The organism is Ruegeria sp. AM5, assembly GCF_056540645.1.
In genome coordinates this window covers 700,852-723,898 of record NZ_JBQFXC010000002.1, presented here as the reverse complement: position 1 = coordinate 723,898, position 23,047 = coordinate 700,852, and the positions used below count along the sequence as shown (strand labels likewise).

General features: G+C 57.8%; 27 protein-coding genes. 15 read left to right on the top strand and 12 right to left on the bottom strand.

Translation table 11 applies throughout. From position 1 onward, the window contains the following. The first annotated feature begins 36 nt into the window (after nucleotides 1–36). The 4 genes from ACR0AH_RS09170 to ACR0AH_RS09155 are packed head-to-tail and all read left to right on the top strand — an operon-like array spanning nucleotide 37 to nucleotide 2,644. The gene (locus tag ACR0AH_RS09170; RefSeq protein ID WP_170566912.1) at nucleotides 37–1,248 is read left to right on the top strand and encodes an FAD-dependent oxidoreductase; all 1,212 of its coding nucleotides are present in this window, start codon (nucleotides 37–39) and stop codon (nucleotides 1,246–1,248) included. Next, nucleotides 1,245–1,802, top strand: coding sequence for a 16S rRNA (guanine(966)-N(2))-methyltransferase RsmD (gene rsmD / locus ACR0AH_RS09165; RefSeq protein ID WP_480591543.1), 558 nt, complete (start codon nucleotides 1,245–1,247; stop codon nucleotides 1,800–1,802). Before ACR0AH_RS09170 ends, rsmD begins: the two co-directional genes overlap by 4 nt. Before the next feature lies 1 nt (nucleotide 1,803). Further along, complete coding sequence (locus tag ACR0AH_RS09160) at nucleotides 1,804–2,439, top strand: HAD family hydrolase (protein ID WP_170515099.1); 636 nt, start codon at nucleotides 1,804–1,806, stop codon at nucleotides 2,437–2,439. 25 nt (nucleotides 2,440–2,464) lie between these two features. Then, nucleotides 2,465–2,644 carry a hypothetical protein gene (locus ACR0AH_RS09155; protein ID WP_170394788.1) on the top strand — a complete coding sequence of 60 codons (180 nt, stop codon included), beginning with the start codon at nucleotides 2,465–2,467 and terminating at the stop codon, nucleotides 2,642–2,644. Here ACR0AH_RS09155 and map read toward each other — a convergent pair. After that, nucleotides 2,632–3,444 carry a type I methionyl aminopeptidase gene (gene map, locus ACR0AH_RS09150; protein WP_170515096.1) on the bottom strand — a complete coding sequence of 271 codons (813 nt, stop codon included), beginning with the start codon at nucleotides 3,442–3,444 and terminating at the stop codon, nucleotides 2,632–2,634. The two genes, ACR0AH_RS09155 and map, sit on opposite strands and share 13 nt — an antisense overlap. Before the next feature lie 109 nt (nucleotides 3,445–3,553). Next, nucleotides 3,554–4,255, bottom strand: a complete 702-nt coding sequence (gene sfsA, locus ACR0AH_RS09145) for a DNA/RNA nuclease SfsA (RefSeq protein ID WP_170426107.1) — start codon at nucleotides 4,253–4,255, stop codon at nucleotides 3,554–3,556. Nucleotides 4,256–4,306: 51 nt separating this feature from the next. Here sfsA and ACR0AH_RS09140 point away from each other — a divergent pair, with 51 nt between their 5' ends. The 5 genes from ACR0AH_RS09140 to ACR0AH_RS09120 all read left to right on the top strand — a co-directional run bounded on the left by ACR0AH_RS09140 (nucleotide 4,307) and on the right by ACR0AH_RS09120 (nucleotide 8,179). Further along, nucleotides 4,307–5,029 carry a competence/damage-inducible protein A gene (locus ACR0AH_RS09140; protein ID WP_480591539.1) on the top strand — a complete coding sequence of 241 codons (723 nt, stop codon included), beginning with the start codon at nucleotides 4,307–4,309 and terminating at the stop codon, nucleotides 5,027–5,029. After that, on the top strand, nucleotides 5,026–5,736 hold the full coding sequence (locus ACR0AH_RS09135; RefSeq protein ID WP_480591537.1) for a GNAT family N-acetyltransferase: 711 nt from the start codon (nucleotides 5,026–5,028) through the stop codon (nucleotides 5,734–5,736). Before ACR0AH_RS09140 ends, ACR0AH_RS09135 begins: the two co-directional genes overlap by 4 nt. Before the next feature lie 10 nt (nucleotides 5,737–5,746). Continuing rightward, on the top strand, nucleotides 5,747–6,319 hold the full coding sequence (locus ACR0AH_RS09130; protein ID WP_170394773.1) for a peroxidase-related enzyme: 573 nt from the start codon (nucleotides 5,747–5,749) through the stop codon (nucleotides 6,317–6,319). After that, entirely contained in the window at nucleotides 6,316–7,215 is a 900-nt protein-coding gene (locus tag ACR0AH_RS09125; protein ID WP_480591534.1) for an OmpA family protein, read from the top strand. Before ACR0AH_RS09130 ends, ACR0AH_RS09125 begins: the two co-directional genes overlap by 4 nt. Before the next feature lie 148 nt (nucleotides 7,216–7,363). Beyond that, on the top strand, nucleotides 7,364–8,179 hold the full coding sequence (locus ACR0AH_RS09120) for a DUF2189 domain-containing protein (RefSeq protein WP_170514036.1): 816 nt from the start codon (nucleotides 7,364–7,366) through the stop codon (nucleotides 8,177–8,179). A 67-nt stretch (nucleotides 8,180–8,246) separates the two neighbouring features. Here the strand turns inward: ACR0AH_RS09120 and ACR0AH_RS09115 are convergent, their stop codons facing one another. Continuing rightward, nucleotides 8,247–9,152, bottom strand: a complete 906-nt coding sequence (locus tag ACR0AH_RS09115; RefSeq protein ID WP_480591531.1) for a LysR family transcriptional regulator — start codon at nucleotides 9,150–9,152, stop codon at nucleotides 8,247–8,249. 228 nt (nucleotides 9,153–9,380) lie between these two features. Here ACR0AH_RS09115 and ACR0AH_RS09110 point away from each other — a divergent pair, with 228 nt between their 5' ends. Continuing rightward, nucleotides 9,381–9,821 carry a DUF4399 domain-containing protein gene (locus ACR0AH_RS09110; RefSeq protein ID WP_170693513.1) on the top strand — a complete coding sequence of 147 codons (441 nt, stop codon included), beginning with the start codon at nucleotides 9,381–9,383 and terminating at the stop codon, nucleotides 9,819–9,821. A 26-nt stretch (nucleotides 9,822–9,847) separates the two neighbouring features. Here the strand turns inward: ACR0AH_RS09110 and ACR0AH_RS09105 are convergent, their stop codons facing one another. From ACR0AH_RS09105 to ACR0AH_RS09095, 3 genes are all read right to left on the bottom strand, one after another. Further along, nucleotides 9,848–10,237 carry a hypothetical protein gene (locus ACR0AH_RS09105; protein ID WP_480591529.1) on the bottom strand — a complete coding sequence of 130 codons (390 nt, stop codon included), beginning with the start codon at nucleotides 10,235–10,237 and terminating at the stop codon, nucleotides 9,848–9,850. Further along, nucleotides 10,234–10,485 (bottom strand): hypothetical protein, encoded by a 252-nt coding sequence (locus ACR0AH_RS09100; RefSeq protein WP_480591526.1) that lies wholly within the window; start codon nucleotides 10,483–10,485, stop codon nucleotides 10,234–10,236. The genes ACR0AH_RS09105 and ACR0AH_RS09100 overlap by 4 nt, the downstream gene beginning before the upstream one ends. A 96-nt stretch (nucleotides 10,486–10,581) precedes the next feature. Then, complete coding sequence (locus ACR0AH_RS09095) at nucleotides 10,582–12,609, bottom strand: FAD-dependent oxidoreductase (RefSeq protein WP_480591524.1); 2,028 nt, start codon at nucleotides 12,607–12,609, stop codon at nucleotides 10,582–10,584. A 137-nt stretch (nucleotides 12,610–12,746) separates the two neighbouring features. Between ACR0AH_RS09095 and ACR0AH_RS09090 the strand changes: the two genes are divergently transcribed. After that, entirely contained in the window at nucleotides 12,747–13,232 is a 486-nt protein-coding gene (locus ACR0AH_RS09090) for an RNA pyrophosphohydrolase (protein WP_170598361.1), read from the top strand. Nucleotides 13,233–13,238: 6 nt separating this feature from the next. Here the strand turns inward: ACR0AH_RS09090 and ACR0AH_RS09085 are convergent, their stop codons facing one another. From ACR0AH_RS09085 to nth, 3 genes are all read right to left on the bottom strand, one after another. Continuing rightward, complete coding sequence (locus ACR0AH_RS09085; protein ID WP_480591521.1) at nucleotides 13,239–14,576, bottom strand: serine hydrolase domain-containing protein; 1,338 nt, start codon at nucleotides 14,574–14,576, stop codon at nucleotides 13,239–13,241. 83 nt (nucleotides 14,577–14,659) lie between these two features. Continuing rightward, nucleotides 14,660–15,649, bottom strand: coding sequence for an adenosine kinase (locus ACR0AH_RS09080; RefSeq protein ID WP_480591518.1), 990 nt, complete (start codon nucleotides 15,647–15,649; stop codon nucleotides 14,660–14,662). Then, on the bottom strand, nucleotides 15,646–16,290 hold the full coding sequence (gene nth, locus ACR0AH_RS09075) for an endonuclease III (protein WP_480591669.1): 645 nt from the start codon (nucleotides 16,288–16,290) through the stop codon (nucleotides 15,646–15,648). The genes ACR0AH_RS09080 and nth overlap by 4 nt, the downstream gene beginning before the upstream one ends. 118 nt (nucleotides 16,291–16,408) lie before the next feature. Between nth and ACR0AH_RS09070 the strand changes: the two genes are divergently transcribed. Both ACR0AH_RS09070 and ACR0AH_RS09065 read left to right on the top strand, forming a co-directional pair. Continuing rightward, on the top strand, nucleotides 16,409–17,260 hold the full coding sequence (locus tag ACR0AH_RS09070; protein WP_480591515.1) for a methylated-DNA--[protein]-cysteine S-methyltransferase: 852 nt from the start codon (nucleotides 16,409–16,411) through the stop codon (nucleotides 17,258–17,260). A gap of 175 nt (nucleotides 17,261–17,435) precedes the next feature. Continuing rightward, a complete protein-coding gene (locus ACR0AH_RS09065) occupies nucleotides 17,436–17,870 on the top strand; it encodes a glyoxalase superfamily protein (RefSeq protein ID WP_480591512.1) in 435 nt (144 codons plus the stop codon). Between the two features lie 54 nt (nucleotides 17,871–17,924). Here the strand turns inward: ACR0AH_RS09065 and ACR0AH_RS09060 are convergent, their stop codons facing one another. Beyond that, on the bottom strand, nucleotides 17,925–19,364 hold the full coding sequence (locus tag ACR0AH_RS09060) for an aldehyde dehydrogenase family protein (protein WP_170466599.1): 1,440 nt from the start codon (nucleotides 19,362–19,364) through the stop codon (nucleotides 17,925–17,927). A 218-nt stretch (nucleotides 19,365–19,582) separates the two neighbouring features. Between ACR0AH_RS09060 and ACR0AH_RS09055 the strand changes: the two genes are divergently transcribed. Further along, complete coding sequence (locus tag ACR0AH_RS09055) at nucleotides 19,583–20,233, top strand: peroxiredoxin (protein ID WP_170408508.1); 651 nt, start codon at nucleotides 19,583–19,585, stop codon at nucleotides 20,231–20,233. A 39-nt stretch (nucleotides 20,234–20,272) separates the two neighbouring features. Here the strand turns inward: ACR0AH_RS09055 and ACR0AH_RS09050 are convergent, their stop codons facing one another. After that, on the bottom strand, nucleotides 20,273–21,268 hold the full coding sequence (locus ACR0AH_RS09050) for a Hint domain-containing protein (RefSeq protein ID WP_170613331.1): 996 nt from the start codon (nucleotides 21,266–21,268) through the stop codon (nucleotides 20,273–20,275). 316 nt (nucleotides 21,269–21,584) lie between these two features. Further along, the gene (locus ACR0AH_RS09045; RefSeq protein ID WP_170408506.1) at nucleotides 21,585–22,214 is read right to left on the bottom strand and encodes a TIGR02466 family protein; all 630 of its coding nucleotides are present in this window, start codon (nucleotides 22,212–22,214) and stop codon (nucleotides 21,585–21,587) included. A 250-nt stretch (nucleotides 22,215–22,464) separates the two neighbouring features. Between ACR0AH_RS09045 and ACR0AH_RS09040 the strand changes: the two genes are divergently transcribed. Beyond that, nucleotides 22,465–23,031, top strand: coding sequence for a hypothetical protein (locus ACR0AH_RS09040; RefSeq protein WP_170566944.1), 567 nt, complete (start codon nucleotides 22,465–22,467; stop codon nucleotides 23,029–23,031). Nucleotides 23,032–23,047 lie beyond the last annotated feature (16 nt).

The window sequence follows — 23,047 nt, the reverse complement described above, 5'->3', positions numbered from 1 at the left end:
AAAGTAACCACGTGAATTCTGCAGGGTGAGCGAAACATGAGCCATATTGTCGTGATCGGGGCAGGGCAGGCCGGTGCTTCTTTGGTAGCACGGCTGCGCAAGGACGGGTTCGAAGGTGACATCACCCTGATCGGAGCCGAGCCGCATTTGCCCTACCAACGCCCGCCCTTGTCCAAGGCTTACCTGTTGGGCGAGATGGAACTGGAGCGCCTGTTCTTGCGGCCCGAGAGCTTCTATGCCGAAAACAATATCACCCTACGGTTGGGTCAACGTGTGACGGCGATTGATCCAAAGGCCAAGACGGTGACCCTCGGCGATGAGGTGATCACCTATGATGAACTGGCGCTGACCACTGGGTCCGACCCACGCCGCCTGCCCGCAGCGATCGGGGGCGATCTTGAGGGTGTCCATGTGGTGCGAGATCTCGCCCATATCGACGAGATGGAACCTCGGGTATCGGATGGCGCCCGCGCGCTGATCGTTGGTGGCGGCTATATCGGGCTTGAAGCCGCCGCCGTTTGTGCCAAGCGCGGGGTCAGGGTGACCTTGGTCGAGATGGCCGACCGCATCCTTCAGCGTGTCGCGGCCAAAGAGACAAGCGACTACTTTCGCACGCTGCACACCGAATACGGGGCCGACATTCGTGAGGGCGTCGGGTTGGATCGTCTGGTTGGTGAAAGTGGCAAGGTGACGGGCGCCGTCCTGACCGATGGCACCCAACTTGAGGTGGATTTTGTTGTCGTCGGCGTCGGCATCGCGCCGTCGACTCAACTGGCTGAAATGGCCGGGTTAGAGCTGGATAACGGCATCAAGACCGACGCCCATGGCCGCACTTCAGATCCGTCGATCTGGGCGGCAGGCGATTGCGCGTCGTTCCCGCATGGCGAAGGCCGTATCCGCCTGGAAAGCGTGCCGAACGCCATTGATCAGGCCGAGATCGTGGCCCAGAACATGTTGGGCGCGGCTAAGGATTACACTGCAACGCCATGGTTCTGGTCCGATCAGTATGACGTCAAGCTGCAGATCGCCGGGCTGAATACCGGCTATGACCGTGTGGTGACTCGCAAGGGTGAGGGCGCGACGGTGTCCTTCTGGTACTACAAGGGCGATCAGCTGATCGCGGTCGACGCGATGAATGACCCGCGCGCCTATATGGTTGGCAAACGCCTGATTGATGCGGGCAAGACCGCTGATCCGGCTGTTGTTGCCGACCCAGAAGCGGACCTGAAACCGCTGCTCAAAGCGTGAGGATCATCGCCGGAGACTTCCGGGGCCGGGCTCTGACTTCGGTTGGCAAAGGCGATGCCGGTGCGCATCTTCGCCCGACCACTGACCGGGTAAGGGAAAGCCTGTTCAACGTTTTAAATCATCAGATCGACTTCGACGGCTTGCAGGTTCTCGACCTGTTTGCGGGCACCGGTGCATTGGGACTTGAAGCGCTGTCTCGCGGCGCGTCCCACGTCACGTTTGTCGATGATGGGAGGGTCGCGCAGGGTCTGATCCGCAAGAATATCGCCCTAACTGGCAGCGCCAGCCAGACCACTTTGATCCGGCGGGATGCGATCCATTTGGGCGAAAACCCGGGCGCTGTTTGCGATCTGGTTTTTCTGGATCCGCCTTACGGAAAAGCTCTGGGTCAAAGGGCACTGGCCGCGGCTACCCAAGGTGGTTGGTTGTCTGATGACGCTCTGATCGTCTGGGAAGAAAGCACCCCCATGCTCGCGCCCGAGGGCTTTACGCTGCACGACACGCGGAAATATGGCGACACGCATATCTCGCTAATGTGGCGCACAGGGGGCTGAGATGCACGATCTGGTTATCTTTGATTGCGACGGCGTTCTGGTCGATAGCGAGGTTTTGTCCAATCAGGTCATGGTCGACAATCTCGCTGGCCATGGCCTGCACTTGTCCTTAGCCGAATGCATGTCCCTGTTTGTTGGCGGCACCATGACCGGTGTGCGCGACAAGGCGCGCGAGCTGGGGGCTGATCTGCCGGATGACTGGACTGATCAAATCTATGCGGAAATCTACGAGACGCTGAAAGCAGGCACGCCTCTGGTCGCGGGTATCCGTGAATTGCTGGCGCAACTGGATGCAAGCGACATTCCCTACTGTGTCGCCTCAAATGGGCGGCCTGAGAAAATGAAGATTACTTTGGGCCAGAATGGTCTTTGGGAGCGTTTTCAAGATGTGATGTTTTCGGCGCAGGTGCTTGGAACGGGCAAGCCCGACCCGACCCTGTTCCTGACCGCTGCACAGCATTTCAGCGCAACGGTGCCGGTTGTGATCGAAGACAGCGAAAACGGTGTCACCGCAGCAATCCGCGCCAATATGCGCTGCCTGGGCTACGCGGCCCATGATGATGGTGCGCGATTGGAAGAACTAGGGGCCGAAGTGTTCTCCGACATGTTACATGCGCCCAAGCTTTTGGGACTTTGAGCCATAAACGTGTTATGCTTGGTCCATGGACCGCGCTATCACACCTCCGCTCTGGGCTTTTTCGAAAGACGCCGACACCACAACTGGGCCTCCGCCCAAACCGATGCGCGCGCCGGTGTTCATTCACGACGCGGTCATCCCGTGGCGGGATGAAACCTTACTGCTGAAGCTATTACGCGATCAGGCGACCGATCAGGACGAATAGGTCGGGTGATATTTGCCGCCCGGTGACAAGGTGAAAATCTCAACCCCATCTGCGGTCACACCGACCGAATGCTCGAACTGCGCCGACAGCGATTTGTCGCGGGTCACGGCAGTCCAGTCATCGGACAGTGTCTTGGTTTCAGGACGCCCCAGATTGACCATCGGCTCGATGGTAAAGAACATGCCCTCTTCCAACACAGCTCCGGTACCCGGACGACCATAGTGCAGGACATTTGGTGGCGCGTGGAACACCCGGCCCAGACCGTGGCCGCAGAAATCGCGTACAACGCTCATCCGATGCGCCTCGACATAGGCCTGAATGGCGTGGCCGATATCGCCGAAGGTATTGCCCGGCTTGACCATCTCGATACCTTTGAACAGTGCGTCGTGGGTCACCTGAATCAGCCGTTCGGCCTTGCGCGGCAATTTACCCGCCACATACATGCGCGACGTATCACCGAACCAGCCATCAACGATGACGGTCACGTCGATATTCAGAATGTCGCCATCCTTCAGCTTTTTGTCACCCGGAATGCCGTGACACACCACGTGGTTCACGCTGATGCAGCTGGCGTGCTGATAACCCTTGTAGCCAATGGTTGCCGATTCCGCACCTGCATCCTCGACCATCTGAGTGATCAGCCCGTCAATCGCACCGGTGGTCTGGCCGACAAAAACATGTTTAGCAATGTCATCCAATATCCGCGCAGCCAGCGCCCCTGCCGCATGCATGCCGGCAAAGTCACTCTGTTCATAGATGCGGATACCGTCTTTGGTCAGACGGCCACGATGTTCTTTCATCGATGCGGGACTCCAAATATTTCACGCAGCACTTCTTTTACGCTGCTTGTGCAGAAAGTACCAGAGGGCTCGGTTTTCAACTAGTAAATAGGGTCTATCAAAGAAGTTTCTAGCCCGCGCCCCATTGCCGAGCGGGCTCAACCCAGACGCCTTCGGGCGTGATCCGAGTTCCAACGACAAAGCGTTCAACCCCAATCGCTGCCTCAAACGCCGCCGCATAGGCTGGGTCAATATCATCGGCCAGTGCAAACCGATCGCAATCGGTCCTTTGCACCAGATAAAGCATGATCGCCCGATGGCCCTGTACGGCCATCTTTGCCAGTTCGCCCAAATGTTTGGTGCCGCGTGCGGTGACGCTGTCGGGAAACTCGGCGAGGCCCGCTTGGCGTGAGAGGGTGACGCTTTTGACCTCGACATAAGCATCGGGTAGGCCCGGCCCGGTCAGTAGGAAATCGATACGGCTGTTTTCACCGTATTTGACCTCGGGGCGCACGGTTTCATAGGCGGCCAGCTCGGGGATTTCACGCGCCTCGAGCGCCAACCGAAGCGCCTTGTTGGGGACTGATGTGTCGACCCCTGTGAAATGCCCGTTCTCATGATCGACCAGCCGCCAGCCGTATTTCAGCTTTTTCTTCGGATCGTCGTTGGGCTCCAGCCAGATTTTCTCACCCGGTTCTGCCAGCCCCATCATTGAGCCCGGATTGGCGCAATGGGCTGTCACCTCGCGCCCGTCTTCCAGCCTGCAGTCTGCCAGAAAGCGTTTGTAGCGGCGGATCAGTCGAGCGGGGACAAGGGGGGTTTCAAATCGCATGGCCAAGGGCCTATACCTGCCCTAACGGTCGATCAAGAGGGAGGGCGCGTCATGGCCAATCCAACCGCTGCAATGTTGGTGATCGGGGATGAGATCCTCTCGGGCCGCACCCGCGATGCCAATATGCACTATCTTGCCGGAGAGCTGACCAAACACGGCATTGACCTGAAAGAGGTGCGCATTGTCAGCGATGACGCGCCCGCGATTGAGGCGGCGGTCAAGGCACTGTCCGATGCCCATGACCATGTGTTCACCAGCGGCGGCATCGGCCCGACCCATGATGATATCACTGCCGATTGCATCGCCCGTGCCTTTGGCGTGCATATCGATGTTCGCGACGACGCGCGTGCATTGCTTGAGGCGCATTACGAGAAATCCGGGCTGGAACTGAACGACGCTCGCCAGCGCATGGCGCGTATTCCGGAAGGGGCCGAATTGATCGACAACCCGGTCTCGACCGCGCCCGGCTTTACCATCAACAACGTCCATGTCATGGCCGGGGTGCCTTTGGTTTTTCAGGCCATGGTTGCGAGTGTTCTGCCTTCGCTCATCGGAGGTAGCCCGCTTTTGTCGCAGACGCTGCGTGTGGATCGGGGTGAAGGCGATATTGCAGCAACTTTGGCCGCACTGGCCAAAGACTTCGGCGATCTTTCGATCGGCTGTTATCCGTTTCAGACGAATGGCGTCTTCGGAGCCAACGTCGTCGTGCGCGGCACCGAGGGTGGACGGATCGATGCCGCCATGACCCGCCTTGCGAAAGAGATCGAGCTTTGAATCCCGATTGGGCCGCCGTTGTCGATGGCACATGGCCTGCCGCCGGCTATCAAACGCAAGGCCCATTTCGACTGCGGCAAGGGCAGGGCGGAGGTTCACGCGTTTCTGCCGCCAATCGCACCGGGGACGTCACCAGCGCCGATATCGATGCGGCCGAAAGCGCCATGCAGGCGATGGGTCAAAAACGCATCTTCTGCCTGCGGCCCGGAGATGAGGCGCTGGATGCAATGCTTGCGCAACGCGGCTACGACATCCTTGATCCGGTTAATATCTATTCCTGCCCGGCGCAGCAGTTGACCGATATCCCGATCCCGCGCGTGACTGTTTTCAACATCTGGGAACCGCTGGCCATCATGCGTGAGATCTGGGCGCAGGGCGGTATCGGCCCCGAACGGATTGCGATCATGTACCGGGCACCGTGCCCAAAGACCGGCCTTTTGTTGCGCCACAGCGATCAGCCCGCAGGAACCGGCTTCGTGGCGATCCATGAAGGTATCGCGATGGTTCACGCGCTGGAAATCCTACCGGATCACCGCCGCAAGGGGTTGGGCCAGTGGGCCATGCGCGCCGCGGCCTTTTGGGCGCTGGACAATGGCGCGCAGACGCTTAGCGTGATCTGTACCAAGGCGAACGCGGGGGCCAATGGCCTCTACCACTCGCTTGGGATGAAGATCGTCGGAGAATACCACTATCGCCAGCGCGTCTGAGGAGGACGAATTGACCAAACAGGACATGCCCACTGCCCTGGATCTGCCAATGGTGGACCCACTACCGTCAGAGACGCAGAAATACTTTGATATCTGTGTCGAGAAACTGGGAATGGTGCCGAATGTCCTGCGCGCCTATGCCTTCGATATCGACAAGCTGAATGCCTTCACTTCGATGTATAATGATCTGATGCTGGCCGATAGCGGGCTGACCAAGCTGGAACGCGAGATGATTGCGGTCGTGGTGTCCTCGATCAACAAATGCTTCTACTGCCTCGTGGCTCATGGCGCAGCGGTGCGGCAGCTTTCGGGCGATCCGCAGCTGGGTGAGATGCTGGTCATGAACTACCGCGTCGCCAAATTGGACGCGCGCCAACGTGCAATGCTGGATTTCGCAGCCAAGATGACCACCGCCAGCACCACAATCGAAGAGCCCGATCGCCAGCTTTTACGTGATGTCGGGTTTTCGGATCGCGATATCTGGGACATTGCCAATGTCACCGGTTTCTTCAATATGACCAACCGCGTGGCCAGTGCCACTGCCATGGTCCCGAACCCAGAGTATCACGCGCAGTTCCGATGATCCGTTTCCTGTTCCTTAGCCTCCTTTTGGCCGTGCCTGTGCAGGCGCAGGAACTGACGTTGCCCGCCAGCGCCCGGCAGATTTCGGATCGCACCAGTGCATTGGACAGCTACGACCTGCCAACCGGCGTGTTTGCCGACGGCGCAGTTCCATCCCGCACTGTCGAAGGGCGTGTCGAGCGGCTAACATGGCGTCTGCAGGCCGGGTCCAGCACGACGCTGCAAATTCTTGCACCGCTTCGGGAACAGCTTCAGGCGCAAGGTTTCGAGATCGCGTTTGAATGCGAGGCACGCAATTGTGGCGGATTCGATTTCCGCTTTGGCACCGAAGTGGTGCCGACGCCTGACATGTATGTGGCGATCCACGATTACCGTTTTCTATCCGCCTCCCGCGGTGACGAAGTGCTGAGCCTGCTGGTCAGCCGCAACCCGCCGGATGGCTATGTGCAGATGATCCGGGTGACCCCGCAAGGTACGCAGCCTGCGCAGCCACTTGTGATCGAGGAAACTGTTGAGGGCCCTGCCGGGTTGCTAAACGATCTCAGCAGTACCGGACATGTCATCCTTGATGACCTGCACTTTCGCACCGGCGAAGTCGCGCTGGGCGAAGGGCCGTTTGCCTCGCTTGCGCTGCTTGCGGGCTATCTGGCCGACAATCCTTCGACCCGTTTGGCGCTGGTAGGGCACACGGATGATACGGGCGCATTGCAGGCCAATATTGCGGTCAGCACCAAACGGGCGGAAGCCGTGCGTGCGCGCCTGATCGAAGCGCACGGTGTTGCCGCCGACCGGATCGAGGCGCAGGGCGTAGGCTATCTTGCGCCCATTACCTCTAACGCTACGCCCGAGGGCCGCGATCTCAATCGCCGGGTCGAGGCGGTGTTGCTGGTCAACTAGCAGGCGCGAGCACCGCGGACGCCCTGTGTCCCTCTTGCCCTGATGGCGCGGCCTGATGCACACTTGCAGCTAATCGGTGCGTCTGTCTTGCCATCAGGCCTGTTGGCAGGCAGTCCCACCAGTCACCATGCTTTGGGAGGAATGCGTCATGGCATCCAAAACCGAAGATACCACTCCGCCGGATAACACGGTCCCACAGCAATCCATGCCCGAGGTTAACAGGCTGACGGCCGAGGATATTACCGCATCGCTGAAGGCCGGGTTTTCCGACTTCCTCGCACACCCGGTCATGAGCGGCTTTTTCGGCCTGTTCTACGCGGTTTTCGGCATCCTGTTCGTTTGGTGCCTGGTCGGGCTTGGCAAGATCTGGATGATCATTCCTGCCGCCGTAGGCTTTCCGCTGGTTGCCCCATTTGCGGCCGCCGGGCTTTATGAAATGTCCCGTAGGATGCAGAAAGGGGAAAGCTTCGGTTGGTCCGAAATCCTCAGCGTCATGGCCCATCAACGCAAGCGCGAGATGGGTTGGATGGCCTTTGTCACCCTGTTCATTTTCTGGGTATGGACCTACCAAATCCGCCTTTGGCTGGCGATCATCCTGCAAAAGGCGTCCTTCTCGGATTTCGAAGGGTTCATGAACACCATCTTCTTCACACCGCAAGGCTGGACCTTTCTGGCGGTCGGCACCTGTATCGGCGCTTTTTTGTCGGCGGTCCTGTTCTCGGTGACTGTGGTGGCCATGCCCATGCTTCTGGATCGGGAAACCAACTTTGTTTCCGCCATGCTCACTTCCATTCGCGTGGTCGCTGAAAGCCCGGTGGTAATGCTCAGTTGGGCGGCGATCATCTCGGTTACCATGCTGTTGTCGCTGGTTCCGGCGTTTCTGGGGCTGATTTTCACGCTGCCGATCCTGGGCCATACCACGTGGCACCTGTATCAGCGGGCCGTATCACCAGAGACTAACTGATGCATCGCTAGACAAAAAAAGACCCGTGCCATTCAGCACGGGCCGTTTAGGTGCCACAGGGAGAATTCTACCAATCCATCGGACCCTTTTCAGCAAAGGACTCGACAAGAAAATCAATGAATGCCCGCACCTTGGGCTGGGTAAACCGGCCCGGCGGGTACACTGCATAGACGCCCTGAACCTCATCCGGCAGCGATGGCATGGCGTCTACCACCTCGCCCGATTTCAGTGCTTCGGCATATAGATAGCTGGGCAGATGCGCGATCCCAAGCCCCGAGATCGCGGCGTTCAGAAGCGACTGCCCATCATTTACGCTCAGCCAGCCAGCAGTGCGGACCTGACGCTTCTCGCCCGAAGGCGCCGTCAGCTTCCACACGCTGCCCGAGGATTGGCTGGAGTAATGCAGCAGTTTGTGTTCGTTCAAATCGTCGATCTTCTGTGGGCGTCCGAACTGCTCGATATATTTCGGCGAGGCGACCATGCGTTTCACCGTTTCGGTCAGCTTGCGGGCGCGCAGGGTGCTGTCTTCCAGCTCGCCAATGCGCACGGCCACATCAAAGCCTTCCGAGATCAACTCGACATAGCGGTTGTTCAGAACCATGTTGACGGTGATGTCAGGATAGGCCGACAGGAAATCAGACAGGACCGGCGACAGGTGATTGACGCCGAAATCCGTGGCCACACTGATCCGCAGCAGACCAGATGGCGCAGATTGCATCGAGGTCACCAGCGCATCCGCTTCGCCTGCGTCGTTCAGCACCCGGCGGGCACGGTCATAATAGGCCAACCCGATCTCGGTTGGCGAAACGCGGCGCGTGGTCCGGTTCAAAAGCCTTGCCCCCAACCGCGCCTCGAGGCTCGAGACGTGTTTGGACACGGCTGATTTGGAGATACCCATTTTCTTGGCCGCGTCGGTGAAACCACCCTGGTCCACCACGTTGGAAAAGGCCTCCATTTCAGTTAGTCGATCCATTCTCGTTCCCCAGGTCTTCCGTTCGTTGTCTCTTTATCGCGATCAATCTGGGCAAGAACTGGGCAGACATGGGATAATATCAGGGTTTTGAATCGGATCGTTTGCAACTGGGAAACGCCCAGGCCGATTTGCTGCGGCCCAAGCCTTTCGGCGCAAAACCCCGTTTTCTGGACTTTTTTCCAATCGTGCTATGATGAGAATGGCATTTTTGTGACCACGGAGGAGACTATGAAAGCCCTATTTGCTGCCATTACCCTGTGTCTGACCGCCAGTCTGGTATGGGCCGGAGGGGAAACGCCATCGAACCCTGATGCGAAGGTCTATTTCGTCAATCTGTCTGATGGGGACACCGTGCAATCTCCCGTTACAGTTGTGTTCGGCCTCAGTGGAATGGGCGTCGCGCCTGCGGGTACCGAGAAAGAGAACACCGGCCACCACCATCTATTGATTGACCGCCCGCCTATCGGGCAAGGCGAGGACGGCGCGGATGAGCTGGCCTATGGTCTGCCTGCCGACGATAATCATATGCATTTCGGCGGCGGTCAGACCGAAGTTACGCTGGACCTCGCCCCCGGGACACATACGTTGCAACTGGTGCTTGGAGATGCCGGTCATGTCCCCCATGCGACACCGATTGTGTCCGAGGTGATTACGATCACCGTGGAGTAACTGTACATCTTCACCGCAAAACACGTTTAAGCGGCAGCAGGCAGCAGAAAAATGTCGCGGGCAAGCTGCGTGTTCAGACGTTCCGATGAATACCATTGGTTGAGTACCGTCTTGGCCATCAGGTCCGCATTTTCCTGTGTGAAGCTCTCAAAGTCATCAGCTTGCGTCTTTGACATACGCTCTGCGATCAGGCTCATGAATGCGTATGTGATCGTCAGATTAAACTTGTCCGGGGCGCCTGCATTGGCGGCCAACGCGCGAATTCCCTTGGCGTAGATCGCTGCGGCATCGATGAAATCGTATTTGCGTAGCAGGTCATAGGCGACTTGCACATGTTCGGCGTGTCCGAACGTTGCGTTGTCGATTGCGTGTGCCTCAAACGCGATGGTGACATCGGCGTATCGCGGTGTGGTCATTCCTCATCCTCCTTGAAACGGTGGCTGTCCTCGGCGGTCCAATCGAGGTCGTAGACAGATTTGAGCTGTTTGATCTTTTCCAACGTCTCTTCGGAAAACGCCGGTTTGTTTTCAAAGCTGTGCAGGGCGATGCCCTCGATCAGGTCGCCAAGGGTTATGTCCAACGACTCAGCGAGCCCTTTGAGAACCTTCAAAAGCCGCTTCTCGATTCGAATTCCTGTTTGGGTGCGTTCTATTTTCTGACTCATGTGGTACATATGTACTTAAGTACCACATGAGTCAAGAGGAACTAAAAAAGCCGCCTCTTTCGGGGCGGCTTTCTCAAATGCGATGGGATCGCAGCGTCAGAACGTTGCCGCCAGACGTGTGCCTTGATTGATCGCGCGTTTGGCGTCCAGCTCGGCGGCCACATCGGCCCCACCAATCACATGGCAGGCGATTCCCCGTTCGATCAACGCATCCGCCAGTGACCGGTCCGAGACCTGCCCGGCACACAGGACGATCGACTCGGCTGCGATCACGGTTGGATCATCGCGGGTTTCGCCAAAGCTGACATGCAGGCCGTCCTCATCAATGCGTTCATAGTTCACGCCCCCGACGAAATTGACGTCCTTCATCTTCAGAGTGGCTCGGTGAATCCAGCCGGTTGTCTTGCCCAATCCCTTGCCGTGACGCTGCGCCTTGCGCTGCAGCAGCGTGACCTGCCGTGCTGGTGCTTCGGGCTGCGGGCCCTCGGGGGCCAGACCCGCGCGATGTTCGGCAGGGTCGGTCACGCCCCATTCCTTCATCCACAATGGCAGGTCCGTGGTTGGGCTGTGTCCGTCTTCCAGCAAGAATTCGGAGACGTCGAACCCGATGCCTCCCGCCCCGATCACAGCGACCGACTTGCCGACCTCGGCCCTGTCCCGCAGCACGTCGATGTAGTTGAGCACATTGTCCCGTTCCTGCCCGGGAATCTGCGGATCACGTGGAGTGACGCCGGTGGCGATGACCACCTCATCATAACCGGTCAGATCATCCGCGCTGACTTCGCGGTTTAGTTCGACCGTCACACCCAGATCATCCATCATGGTGCGGTACCAGTCGACCAGCCCCCAGAACTCTTCTTTCCCTGGCACCTGTTTGGCCATGTTCAACTGCCCGCCAATCTCGGCGGCGCGATCAAACAGGGTGACGTCATGGCCGCGCTGGGCAGCTGTCATCGCGGTGGACAAACCCGCTGGTCCCGCGCCGACAATGGCCACGGTTTTGCGCGTCTCGGCCTTGCCGATCACCAACTCGGTCTCATGACAGGCGCGCGGATTAACGAGGCATGAGGTCAGCTTGCCGCTGAAGGTATGATCCAGACAGGCCTGATTGCATGCGATACACGGCGCGATCTTCGCGGCCTCATCCGCAATCGCCTTGTTCACGAAATCCGCGTCGGCCAGCATTGGCCGCGCCAGAGACACCATATCGGCGCAACCGGTCGATAGAACTGCTTCGGCAACCTCAGGCGTGTTGATCCGGTTCGAGGTGATCACCGGGATGCCAACCTTGCCCATCAGTTTCTTGGTGACCCACGCAAAGGCCGCACGGGGTACGCTGGTGGCAATCGTGGGAATCCGCGCCTCGTGCCAGCCGATACCGGTGTTGATGATCGTTGCCCCGGCTTGCTCAATCTTTTGCGCCAATTCCACAACCTCGTCATGGGTCGAGCCATTGGGCACCAGATCAATCATCGACAGGCGATAGATGATGATGAAATCGGTCCCCACGGCTTCGCGCGTGCGGCGCACCACTTCGATGGGCAGACGCATCCGGTTCTCGTATGACCCGCCCCAGCGATCCTCACGCTTGTTGGTGTGGGTCACGAGGAACTGGTTCAGGAAATACCCCTCGGACCCCATGATCTCGACCCCGTCATAGCCTGCCTTTTGGGCCAACCGGGCGGCATTGACGATATCTGCGATCTGCTTTTCGATCCCTTCCTCGTCCAATTCGGTTGGTGGGAACGGAGATATCGGGGATTTCACTGGGCTGGGGGCCACGCATTTCGGACCATAGGCATAGCGCCCCGCGTGCAGGATCTGCATGGCGATCTTGCCACCTGCCTCATGCACGCGCTGGGTGACGATGGAATGGTTCGCCACCTCTTCATCATTGGTCATCATCGAGGCCCCGGGCAGCACCGAGCCCTCAAGGTTCGGGCCAATCCCACCCGTCACCATCAAAGCAACACCACCGCGCGCGCGATCCGCGTAGAACTCGGCGACACGGTTCCAGTCGCCAGTCTCTTCCAGACCGGTATGCATCGAGCCCATCAGCACGCGGTTCTTCAACGTGGTAAAACCCAGATCCAGCGGGGCCAACATGTTTGGGTACGCAGTCATAGCAAACTCTCCCTCCCGACTTTGACCGTCAGATTGACCTTCGCGTCACCTTTGTCACGCGAAACCTAACGTCATTCCCTTTGCCTTTACTGCGGCGCTTGCTAGAGACGCAGCAAAGCTTAATCACGAGGCCGCGCATGACCCCTGATGAAATCGCCAAACTGCCCTATCGCCCCTGCGTGGGACTGATGTTGATGAATGCCGAGGGGAAAATCTTTGTCGGTCAGCGCAATGATCGTCACAAGGACGCCTGGCAGATGCCGCAGGGCGGCGTGGACAAGGGCGAAGACCCGCGCGATGCGGCCCTGCGCGAGCTTTGGGAAGAAACTGGTGTAACCAGCGATCTGGTCGACATCATCGCCGAGACCGACGGCTGGCTGCCCTATGACCTACCGCATGACATTGTGCCGAAAATCTGGAAGGGCCGGTATCGCGGACAGGAGCAGAAGTGGTACCTGATGCGGTTCTTAGGCCGGGATGATCAGATCGATATCGCAACCGAGCACCCCGAGTTCACCCACTGGAAATGGCAGACCACGACGCGGCTGGTCGATGAGATCGTGCCGTTCAAAAAGGACGTCTACCAGCAGGTGCTTTCTGCGTTTCAGCCGCATCTCGGGTAGTTCGGGTTAGGAACCAAGCGCCGTAATCACCGCTTTGGCCAGCGGCAGCGGGGAATAACCGGTATCGGACGGTGTAAGCCCCAATCGCACGATCACCAAATCACGCGAAGGGAATATCCCGACCGATTGCCCATCATGTCCGGCCATCCAGACCGCATCTTCGAACGGGGGTTCTCCACCCGGCACGTCGCGCCACAAGTGACCTTTGGCATATGCCCCGCCCGAGACAGCAACCGGTTCGAACATCCAGTCAGTGAACCCTTCGGGCAGAATTTGCTGCCCGTCCCATGTGCCGCCCTGCAGCAGGAATTGCCCATATCGTGCCCAATCCCGCGCTGTGGCGTACATATAGCTTGAGCCGACAAAGGTGTCAGAAACATCAGTTTCAAGTATGGCCGAGGTCATGCCCAGTGGCAGCAGGAGTGCGCGCTGCGGATAGGACAAGCTGTCATCTTTGACCTGATCCTGCCAGACCCGCGCCAAGACGGTGGATGTGCCCGACGAATAGTTGAATTCAGTATTTGGCTCAGCCTCGGCCTCAAGCGAAGTGACAAACCCCGCCATGTCGTCGCTCAGATATAACATCCGAGTCACGTCCGAGACGTCACCATAGCCTTCGTTCCATCGCAGGCCGCTTGACATGGTCAACATATCCTCGACGGTAATGTGCTGCCGGTTGTCCTCTGCCCAATCGGGAAATGAATCGACCAGTGTATCCGTCAACTTCATCTGACCGGATTTTATCAGCGTTCCAATCAATCCAGAGGTTATGGTTTTGGTCATTGACCAGCCCAGAAGAGGGGTATTTTCGTCGAATCCATCCGCATAAGCCTCACCAATGATCCGGCCATCATGCACCACAACAACGGCGCGGAAGCCCTCTCCCAGAATGGTCGGGTCCGACAGAACCATTGCCAATTTGGAGTTCTGCGCTGGGGCCACTGTGGTGCCTTCCGGCCAAAGTGCATCAGACAGCGCGGGCAGAGTGTCTAGCTGGGCGTTGACCGGTTGGGCCTCATGCGTATTCGCACATCCCAGCCCCTCGCGATATTGGCTGGTCGCAGGGGCGAAGATCCCGAGTAGCTTTGCAGATACTGATTGCGCCTCGGGGTCAACCGAGACCGAGACGTGTTTCAGCAACGGATGCCCGGGCGCCTGCACATCAACCGCCAGTACCTCCTGCGCATCCCGCCTGGCGATGAACACGTTAGAACAGACGATCTTGGCCGAATAGTTGGTCCCGACTCGCAACAGGTCGGGCGGAGAGATCAGCAAGTACCCAACGCCGGCCACAAGCCCCAACGCCAATGTTCCTGCGGTGATCCTGTGTGCTCTGCCCAACATGAATTGGCTCCCCCCTTACATCCAAAAAAAAGGGTAGCCATCCCGAAATGTGACGCGCCAGCGTTACGTTGCGTTTCGCGGGATCAGAGCAATCCCTCAGCCCGCAGCAATTCCTGCATATTCGCCTCGGGCCGGGGGCCGATATGGCTGATGACTTCGCGTGCGCAGACGTTGCCAATTTTTGCGCAGGTCTCGTAATCGCGGCCCGTCGCCATGCCGAACAGGAATCCGGCGGCGAATTGATCGCCCGCGCCGGTCGCGTCCACCGGTACGACCTTTTCAACCGGTACATCGATGCGCGCGTTGCCGTTCAGAACGGTCACCCCGTCGCCAGACCGGGTGCAGACGACCAGAGGGCAAATCTCGGCCGTTTTCGCCAGCGCCTCTTCAAGATCGTCGGTCTCGAATAGCGATTTGATTTCGGCCTCGTTGCCGATTACGAAATCCAGTTCATTCTCGATCAGCAGCAGGAAATCGACCCGGTGCCGTTCCACGCAGAACGGATCAGAAATGGCGATGCCCGCCTTGCCGCCACCCTTGTGGCAGTTGCGTGCCGCCTCCAGGAACGCCGCCTTGCCTTTTTCCTTGTCGAACAAATAGCCTTCGAGGAACATGATCTGGCTGTTGCCCGCGACCTCTTCCGAGACGTCCTCAGACGACAGCTCAGACGAGATACCCAGATAGGTGTTCATCGACCGCTCGCCGTCGGGCGAGACAAAGATCATTGAACGCGATGTCGGCAGCTCACCGCCCGGCACCGGCGGGTTCACGAAATCGACCCCATCCTCGTTCATCGCATCCGCATAGAACCGCCCCAGCGCATCATCATGCACCCGCCCGATAAACGCCGAATCCAGACCCAGCGCACCCGCCCCGGCGATGGTATTGGCAACCGAGCCACCCGGAGTCTGCACCCGGCCTTCCATCGAGGCATACAGCACCTCGCCGCGCTCCTGTTCGATCAGCTGCATGATGCCCTTTTCGATGCCCATCAGCTCAAGGAAACTGTCATCGGCCTGGGAAATCACATCCACAACGGCGTTTCCGATACCGGTCAGTTGGTAGGTTTTCATTCGGTTTTGTCCTCAAATTCGCAGAGATCGCGGATGATACAGGTCGGGCACTGCGGTTTGCGTGCCTTGCAGTGATAGCGGCCATGCAGGATCAGCCAGTGATGCGCATGCAGCTGAAAGTCGGTCGGTATGTTGTCTTCGATGGCGCGTTCGACGGCGTCCACATTCTTGCCCGGACAGATACCGGTGCGGTTGCCGACGCGAAAGATATGCGTGTCTACCGCCTGCGCCGGATATCGCCACCACATGTTCAGAACGACATTCGCCGTCTTGCGTCCGACGCCCGGCAGCGATTGCAGCGCGGCGCGGGAATTGGGCACCTCGCCACCATACTCCTCAACCAGAATGCGGCTTAGCTTGATTACGTTCTTGGCCTTCTGGCGGAACAGGCCGATGGTCTTGATGTGTTCGATCAGACCGTTTTCGCCAAGATCCAGCATCTTCTGAGGCGTGTCAGCAATCTTGAACAATTCACGCGTGGCTTTGTTGACCCCTGCATCAGTCGCCTGCGCTGACAGCGCGACAGCCACCACCAGCGTATAGACGTTGACATGATCCAATTCGCCCTTGGGCTCAGGGTCGGCGTCGTGAAAACGCGTAAAGATCTCGCGGATCTTGTGATATCCAAGCTGTTTTGCCATCCGCGCCTTAATGCCGCCCGACGCCGCATGACACAAGCCCAAAGCCATTGCGCATGTTCCGGGTCGCAGGGGCGTGACCTGCACGCTATGATTTACGCAAGCGAATGAGGTGAGACCCATGAACATCCAGAACCCGGAAAGCGGATATCACTACAACGTCATGCGGCGCGCGATTGAATTGATCGATCAGGGCGGAGAAAGTCTGAGCCTTGAAGATCTCGCCCGCCAGATGGATATGAGCCCGGCCCATTTCCAGCGCCTGTTCTCACGTTGGACCGGGGTTTCTCCGAAGCGATACCAGCAATACCTGACACTCGGTCACGCCAAGGCGCTGTTGCACGAGCGTTTCACCACGTTAGAAACCGCCCATAATGTGGGGCTGTCCGGTAGTGGGCGGCTGCATGACCTGTTCCTGAAATGGGAATCCATGAGCCCCGGTGAATATGCCCGCAAAGGCGCGGGTCTTACGATCTATTGGGGCTGGTTTGAATGTCCCTTCGGCCCTGCGCTGGTCATGGGAACCGACAAGGGCATCTGCGGCATCGCCTTCGGGGCCGAGACCGGCGAGGAAGCCGCGATGGAAGATATGATCTCGCGCTGGCCCAATGCCGAATTTGTCGAAGACCCGATGCGCCTGCGGCCTTGGGTGCTCAGCGCTTTCGGAGCAGCCAGCGACCGGTTGGAGCCGACCCCGCTGTATCTGATCGGCTCGCCCTTGCAGATCAAAGTGTGGGAGGCGCTGATGCATATCCCCTCAGGACAGGTCACCACCTATTCAGAAATCGCGCAGCGGGTTGGTTCACCGCAAGCGGTACGCGCCGTGGGCACCGCGGTCGGGCGCAACCCGGTCAGTTGGCTGATCCCGTGCCACCGTGCCTTACGCAAATCGGGCGGCCTGGGCGGCTACCACTGGGGACTGCCCGTCAAGCGCGCCATGCTGGCCTATGAGGCGGCGCAGGCCGACGCCTGATTGACATTCTGGCGCGTCGTTGCCATATGCACGGCAGGTTCGGGTCCCCTGCCGTTCGCGGCCTTTGGCTTTGGTGAAACCCGATTGAATCACATCTGTTGCCCTTTCCAGGCGCGCGGATGGCAATGCGAACCCCGTCCAGATTTCGCGCCCGTTTCAGGAAACGAGGCACACCATGACACATATTCAGAACATCGCTCCGGTTGCGGAGCTGAAAGAGCAGGCAAAACGCCTGCGCAAACGCCTGCAGGACGCCGGCGTGAAGCTATCACATAGCGAGGCGCTGGAACTGTTGGCGCATCAACACGGTTCGCGGGATTGGAACACGTTGCACGCGATGGCAGGAAATCGAGTGCAGTTGCGCGTTGGTGATCGGGTTGAGGGCCGATATCTGGGTCAGCCCTTCACCGCCGAAATCCGCGGTCTGACCATGATTGGGGATGGCGGACATCGCCGGGTGACCCTGCAGTTCGACGTGCCCGTAGATGTGGTCCGGTTCGACAGTTTTTCGTCCCTTCGCCAGCGGGTGACAGGTGAGATTGGCTGGGATGGTCGATCCACCCGTCACACGTCGGACGGAGAGCCGCAGCTTATCGTCCGACCTGCGTAAGAAACAAAGCGAGGCACCCTAAGGTGCCTCACATTTTGATATTTTCAGACAGGGTTATTCGGCGGCCCAACCGCCAACGGCTTTGACCTCAAGGAAGTCCTCCAAGCCCCAAACCCCGCCTTCGCGGCCATTGCCGGACTGTTTCATCCCACCAAACGGGGACCCCGCGCTGCGCGACTGGCCGTTCATCTCAACCATGCCCGACCGCAAGACGCGAGCCATTCGGTTGGCGCGTGCACCGTCTTGGGTCTGAACATAATTGGTCAGCCCGTAAGGTGTGTCATTGGCAATCTCGATGGCTTCTTCTTCGGTATCGAAGGGGATCATGGTCAGAACCGGGCCAAAAATCTCCTCGCGCGCGATGGTCATCTGGTTGTTGGCATCTGCAAAGACCGTAGGACGCACATAGTAGCCCTTGTTCAGTCCCTCAGGGCGACCGGTACCGCCTGCCACCAGACGCGCGCCCTCATCAATTCCTTTCTGGATCAGGTCCTGAATTTTGGTCCACTGCACTTCGTTCACCACCGGTCCGATATGTCGGCCTTCCTCGGTGGCACTGCCGACGGTGACCTTGTTTGCCACTTCGGCGGCTGTCTCAACCGCCTGATCATAGATCGGACGCTGCACCAGCATCCGGCTGGGCGCGTTACAGCTTTGACCGGTGTTGTTCATCATGTGCAGGACGCCGCGTTTCACCGCCTTTTCGTCGGCATCGGCGAAGACCACATTGGCCCCTTTGCCGCCCAGTTCCAGATGCACTTTCTTCAGTGTATCCGCCGCATTCTTGGAAATCGCCGTGCCCGCGCGGGTCGAACCGGTGAAGCTGACCATATCAACATCTGCGTGCCCCGAGAGCTGAGAGCCCACGCCCACGCCATCGCCATTTACCAGGTTGAAAACACCAGCCGGGAAACCAGCCTCATCCATCATCTCAGCAAAGATCATCGCGTTCAGCGGGCTTTGCTCGGACGGTTTCAGCACCATCGTGCAGCCCGCAATCGCGGCGGCCCCGACTTTGAGCGTGACCTGATTCATCGGCCAATTCCATGGGGTGATCAGGGCTGCCACACCCACCGCTTCATAGATGATCCGGTCATTCGGCGCATGATCGCCCAGTGGGCGTTCGAATTGGAACGCCTTGGCGGCACGGATGAAGTTTTTCAGGTGATAGATCCCCGCGCCCGATTGCTGGCTGCGCGCCATATCGATCGGTGCACCCATCTCCATCGACATCGCCTGGGCCAGATCCTCTGAGCGGGTGGCGTATATATCGACCAGTTTCTCTACCAAAGCGATGCGCTCGTCCACCGGGGTTGCCATCCAACCAGGCAGAGCAGCTTTGGCCGCGGCGACCGCTGCGTTAGTGTCAGCCTCTGACCCCAATGAGATCACCGCGCATGGTTCTTCGGTCGACGGGTCGATCACTTCGAAATCATTCGGCTCTGATGGGGCGACCCATTTGCCGTTGATATAGAAATCGCGTTTTTCGATCATGGCTCATCCTCCGGATCAGGAATCAATCGACCGAACGGTCGGTTTTCATTCGCACTCTGTCACCCACCCGGGTGTCGGGCAAGGGTAAAACATAATTTGATCAAATTATCTACCTGCTGAATCTTCTGACAGCGCAATATGAATGGTTTAACCTCTGCGCAAAGTGATTAGGTTGGCAGCAATCGACTCGCGATTTTTCACAGGAAAGGAGTTTCCCAATGGGTTTGCGCATCAATGATACGGTCCCGAATTTCACCGCAGAGACAGATCAGGGCACCGTCCAGTTTCATGACTGGATTGGCGATAGCTGGGCCATCCTGTTCTCACACCCCAAGGACTTCACTCCTGTTTGCACGACCGAGTTTTCGGCAGTTGCGCAGTTGAACGATGAATGGGCGGCGCGGAACACCAAAGTGATCGGCGTGTCCGTGGACGGTGTCGAAGATCATAAGAAGTGGAAAAAAGATATCGAGGCCTATGGCAACGCCAACCCCGGCTTCCCGATCATCGCCGATGACGGTCTGGCTGTGTCCAAAGCCTTCGACATGCTGCCGGCCGAGGCCTATCTGCCCGACGGCCGCACGCCTGCCGACAGCGCAACTGTACGCTCTGTCTTTATCATCGGACCCGATAAGCAGTTGAAACTGTCCATGACCTACCCGATGACCGTGGGCCGCAACTTTGCTGAAATCCTGCGTGCACTCGATGGCCTGCAGATGAGCGCCAAGGGCGTGGCAACCCCCGCAAATTGGGTGCCGGGTGAGGATGTGATCATTCCACCTGCGGTCTCCAACGATGAGGCAAAAGAGAAGTTCGGCGAGTTCGAGACGATCTTCCCCTATCTGCGCAAAACCAAAGCGCCGTCGTAATCGGATCAACGGGCAGGGGGCGAAAGCCCCCGCCTTCTTCTAATGCGCAAACGCCGAGGTTGCGCCGCAAGGGGCAGATAGCTCCGGGCGCAGCATCTGCACTTCGTACGGTTTCAGAACCGGCAGCACCGTATCACCATAGCCGCCTGTGTCGGAATGAAGCTCAGGGAACAGCTCGAATAGTTCCTCCTTCACTGCACTGCTCATCGCGTCCAGCGTATATCCGCCGGGATAAAACGATTCCGACCACAATCCTTCGACATTCACCAGCTCATGCTGGTCGAATAGAATGTGAATGTACTCGACGCCCCCGCTTGGCGGTACTTGCGTGATAGACTTGCCGTTGAGCAGAGACTTGGCCGTCGCCAACATCATCGGGTGACTATGATGCAATTCCAATGCAGGTGAGGACACGACAACCCGATGCTGAGGTGACAGCAGCAGATCTCGCGATGGTGTCTGCGGCCCAAGACTGCCCGCACTGATCCGGATCGGGCAATGCTTAGGGGTCTGTCTCAGATCCGCCTCACTCAGCCGTCGCCGACCCACCCAGCGCACGGCCCGACCGGTGCCATCTGCGGTGATCACATGATCGCCTGCTTTGACTTCTTCGATCAGACGCTGGCCCGATGGTGTCAGAATATGTGACCCCGAAGTAAAGCAGACAAAGCTGGGAAGGTTGTCATATTCGACCGCAGGTGCAGTACTCTGGGCCAGTGAGTTGCCTGTCAGTACATCGTTAACAGCAACGTTTCCCGAGGTCACAACGATGTATTGCGTACCCGAGAATTGCAGCAGTGTGTAGGTGACCGGTGCACCTCCGACCGTCGCGCTGTAGCCTTCAAATATTTGAAAGCTGCCGGAGTTGTTCAGCCCGGGGATTGGGAGGGTATCGAACTGTTGGCTGCCGTTGTTGTCCGGATTTTCGAGAAAATTATCATCATCAGTAATGGTGACCTGAAACCCCTGGGTCACCGTCACACTGGGGTTGCCAAACGGATCTCCGTCGATCTCAAAGATGGTGATAGAGGCCAAAGCGCGGCGACGTCCCAGATGATTTGGATTTCCTTAACTTTGAGCTAACTCAACTTAGAAGTGTTAACATATCGTTTACCGTGACGCGCAGGGCTCGAAAGCGGCACTGATCGAAAAAGGCAGATTGGCTATGGTTGGATCGACTGTGGGCACGCCTACCGAGGCGGTGGTAGGGATCGGATACGTCAGTTGAACGCGGTCTCGCTGCCAAAAGATTGTATATTCTGATGGAAACTGAAAGCCGCGCTGACTGCGCTGACCAGGCGAAACATTGCCATGATGTTCGATACCACAGAGGCTGCGTATCTCGAGGCGATTAAGTGGGATCCGATTTTGGACGTCGAAAGGTTGCGTTGAAGGCAACCGTGACGCGGCTTTCTTTACTTTGGTTTGGGTGGACCCAATGGGTCAGATAGGATGGAAAAAGGATCATTTCGCCTGCTGCCGGGCGCAGCTTCTTTTTGTTCCGAAACGCACTCGCCTGAAGTATGCGCCAGTGAGGCAACTCGTTTCGAGGGTCGAGAAACTCAATCATTCCAGACGAACCTTCTTCGATCTCGGGTTGAGAAACATAGTACACTCCAGACCAATGCGCGCCGGGATGAGTATGCGGCGCATTGTACCCGCCGGAAGGATTGTCGTTTATCCACCCGAACAGTTTCAGGCGAAGTTTATCCAGTTCAACCTTGTCTGAGACCTTTCGCGTTATTTGAAACACCGCATCTTCGGCCGCGTCTCGCAAATTCTGAATAGCGGGCGTATCGCGATCAAAGAGGTTTCCATTTGAGTGCCATCCGCCGCGATTGGATTTTGAGGCACCCTCGTCTTCCTCACGCATCTTTTCGGCCTCAAACAGAATCGCCGCATTAAGCGCTGCACTGTTAGGCACCACAAATCGCATCATTGGAGTAGAGAAGAGCTTTTCGAATTTCTTGGCTTCGGGCATATCCTCGGTGTCACCTTCAAAAACTACATGGCTGTAAATTCAGATCGGTCCGAGATCAAATTCAGGAATTTGCTCCTGTAAAATTTTTCGGCGCTTTCCAAATCCACGTTCCCGCACATTGCGCGCATTACCCAGTACCGTTGAGGATATAGTTCTTTGGTTCAAGTCTGGCCTAACCAACCTAAGTTATATTCCCATCGCAAAGCGCCGATGTTTTAGTTCAATTGGCAATTCCTTTGAGGATGGGAACATGAACAAGAAAACTATCGGTCTGACTTCAACTTTCGTTCTGATGGCCACCACGGCGCTTTCGCAAACCACCAAGCAAGACATCATCGACGAACTCACAGAACAAGGTTTCCAACGAATCGAAATAACCAACACGCTGTTTGGGAACCTTCGCTTTGAAGCGACTGGACCTGGAATCGAGAGAGAAGTGGTGCTGGGGAAAGACGGAACCATCGTTCGGGATCGTTCAGAGCGAGACGATGAGTTCGACGATGAGGAAGATGACGACGAAGATTTTGATGACGAAGATGACGACGAAGATGACGACGAAGGATTTGATGACGAAGGTGACGATGACGAAGGCGATGGGGAAAACGATAGCGAAGGCGACGATGGTGAGCGCGACAGCGAAGGCGACGATGGTGAGCGCGACAGCGAGGGCGACGATGGCGAGCGCGACAGCGAAGGCGATGACGGCGAACGCGATAGCGAAGGCGATGACGGCGAACGCGATAGCGAAGGCGACGATGGCGAGCGCGATAGCGAAGGCGACGATGGCGAAGGGGATGACGAAGGCGACGATGATTAATTCAGCTTCCAACTTG

What these genes read in the sequence shown, in the direction of transcription:
- ACR0AH_RS09085 (WP_480591521.1), bottom strand. Translation starts at nt 14,576, where the DNA reads ATGTTGGGCAGAGCACACAGGATCACCGCAGGAACATTGGCGTTGGGG.
- ACR0AH_RS09090 (WP_170598361.1), top strand. Translation starts at nt 12,747, where the DNA reads ATGACCCCTGATGAAATCGCCAAACTGCCCTATCGCCCCTGCGTGGGA.
- ACR0AH_RS09115 (WP_480591531.1), bottom strand. Translation starts at nt 9,152, where the DNA reads ATGGATCGACTAACTGAAATGGAGGCCTTTTCCAACGTGGTGGACCAG.
- ACR0AH_RS09055 (WP_170408508.1), top strand. Translation starts at nt 19,583, where the DNA reads ATGGGTTTGCGCATCAATGATACGGTCCCGAATTTCACCGCAGAGACA.
- ACR0AH_RS09125 (WP_480591534.1), top strand. Translation starts at nt 6,316, where the DNA reads ATGATCCGTTTCCTGTTCCTTAGCCTCCTTTTGGCCGTGCCTGTGCAG.
- ACR0AH_RS09105 (WP_480591529.1), bottom strand. Translation starts at nt 10,237, where the DNA reads ATGACCACACCGCGATACGCCGATGTCACCATCGCGTTTGAGGCACAC.
- ACR0AH_RS09095 (WP_480591524.1), bottom strand. Translation starts at nt 12,609, where the DNA reads ATGACTGCGTACCCAAACATGTTGGCCCCGCTGGATCTGGGTTTTACC.
- ACR0AH_RS09120 (WP_170514036.1), top strand. Translation starts at nt 7,364, where the DNA reads ATGGCATCCAAAACCGAAGATACCACTCCGCCGGATAACACGGTCCCA.
- ACR0AH_RS09170 (WP_170566912.1), top strand. Translation starts at nt 37, where the DNA reads ATGAGCCATATTGTCGTGATCGGGGCAGGGCAGGCCGGTGCTTCTTTG.
- ACR0AH_RS09070 (WP_480591515.1), top strand. Translation starts at nt 16,409, where the DNA reads ATGAACATCCAGAACCCGGAAAGCGGATATCACTACAACGTCATGCGG.
- ACR0AH_RS09045 (WP_170408506.1), bottom strand. Translation starts at nt 22,214, where the DNA reads ATGCCCGAAGCCAAGAAATTCGAAAAGCTCTTCTCTACTCCAATGATG.
- sfsA (WP_170426107.1), bottom strand. Translation starts at nt 4,255, where the DNA reads ATGCGATTTGAAACCCCCCTTGTCCCCGCTCGACTGATCCGCCGCTAC.
- ACR0AH_RS09080 (WP_480591518.1), bottom strand. Translation starts at nt 15,649, where the DNA reads ATGAAAACCTACCAACTGACCGGTATCGGAAACGCCGTTGTGGATGTG.
- ACR0AH_RS09140 (WP_480591539.1), top strand. Translation starts at nt 4,307, where the DNA reads ATGGCCAATCCAACCGCTGCAATGTTGGTGATCGGGGATGAGATCCTC.
- ACR0AH_RS09065 (WP_480591512.1), top strand. Translation starts at nt 17,436, where the DNA reads ATGACACATATTCAGAACATCGCTCCGGTTGCGGAGCTGAAAGAGCAG.
- ACR0AH_RS09100 (WP_480591526.1), bottom strand. Translation starts at nt 10,485, where the DNA reads ATGAGTCAGAAAATAGAACGCACCCAAACAGGAATTCGAATCGAGAAG.
- map (WP_170515096.1), bottom strand. Translation starts at nt 3,444, where the DNA reads ATGAAAGAACATCGTGGCCGTCTGACCAAAGACGGTATCCGCATCTAT.
- ACR0AH_RS09110 (WP_170693513.1), top strand. Translation starts at nt 9,381, where the DNA reads ATGAAAGCCCTATTTGCTGCCATTACCCTGTGTCTGACCGCCAGTCTG.
- nth (WP_480591669.1), bottom strand. Translation starts at nt 16,290, where the DNA reads ATGGCAAAACAGCTTGGATATCACAAGATCCGCGAGATCTTTACGCGT.
- ACR0AH_RS09060 (WP_170466599.1), bottom strand. Translation starts at nt 19,364, where the DNA reads ATGATCGAAAAACGCGATTTCTATATCAACGGCAAATGGGTCGCCCCA.
- ACR0AH_RS09155 (WP_170394788.1), top strand. Translation starts at nt 2,465, where the DNA reads ATGGACCGCGCTATCACACCTCCGCTCTGGGCTTTTTCGAAAGACGCC.
- ACR0AH_RS09160 (WP_170515099.1), top strand. Translation starts at nt 1,804, where the DNA reads ATGCACGATCTGGTTATCTTTGATTGCGACGGCGTTCTGGTCGATAGC.
- ACR0AH_RS09040 (WP_170566944.1), top strand. Translation starts at nt 22,465, where the DNA reads ATGAACAAGAAAACTATCGGTCTGACTTCAACTTTCGTTCTGATGGCC.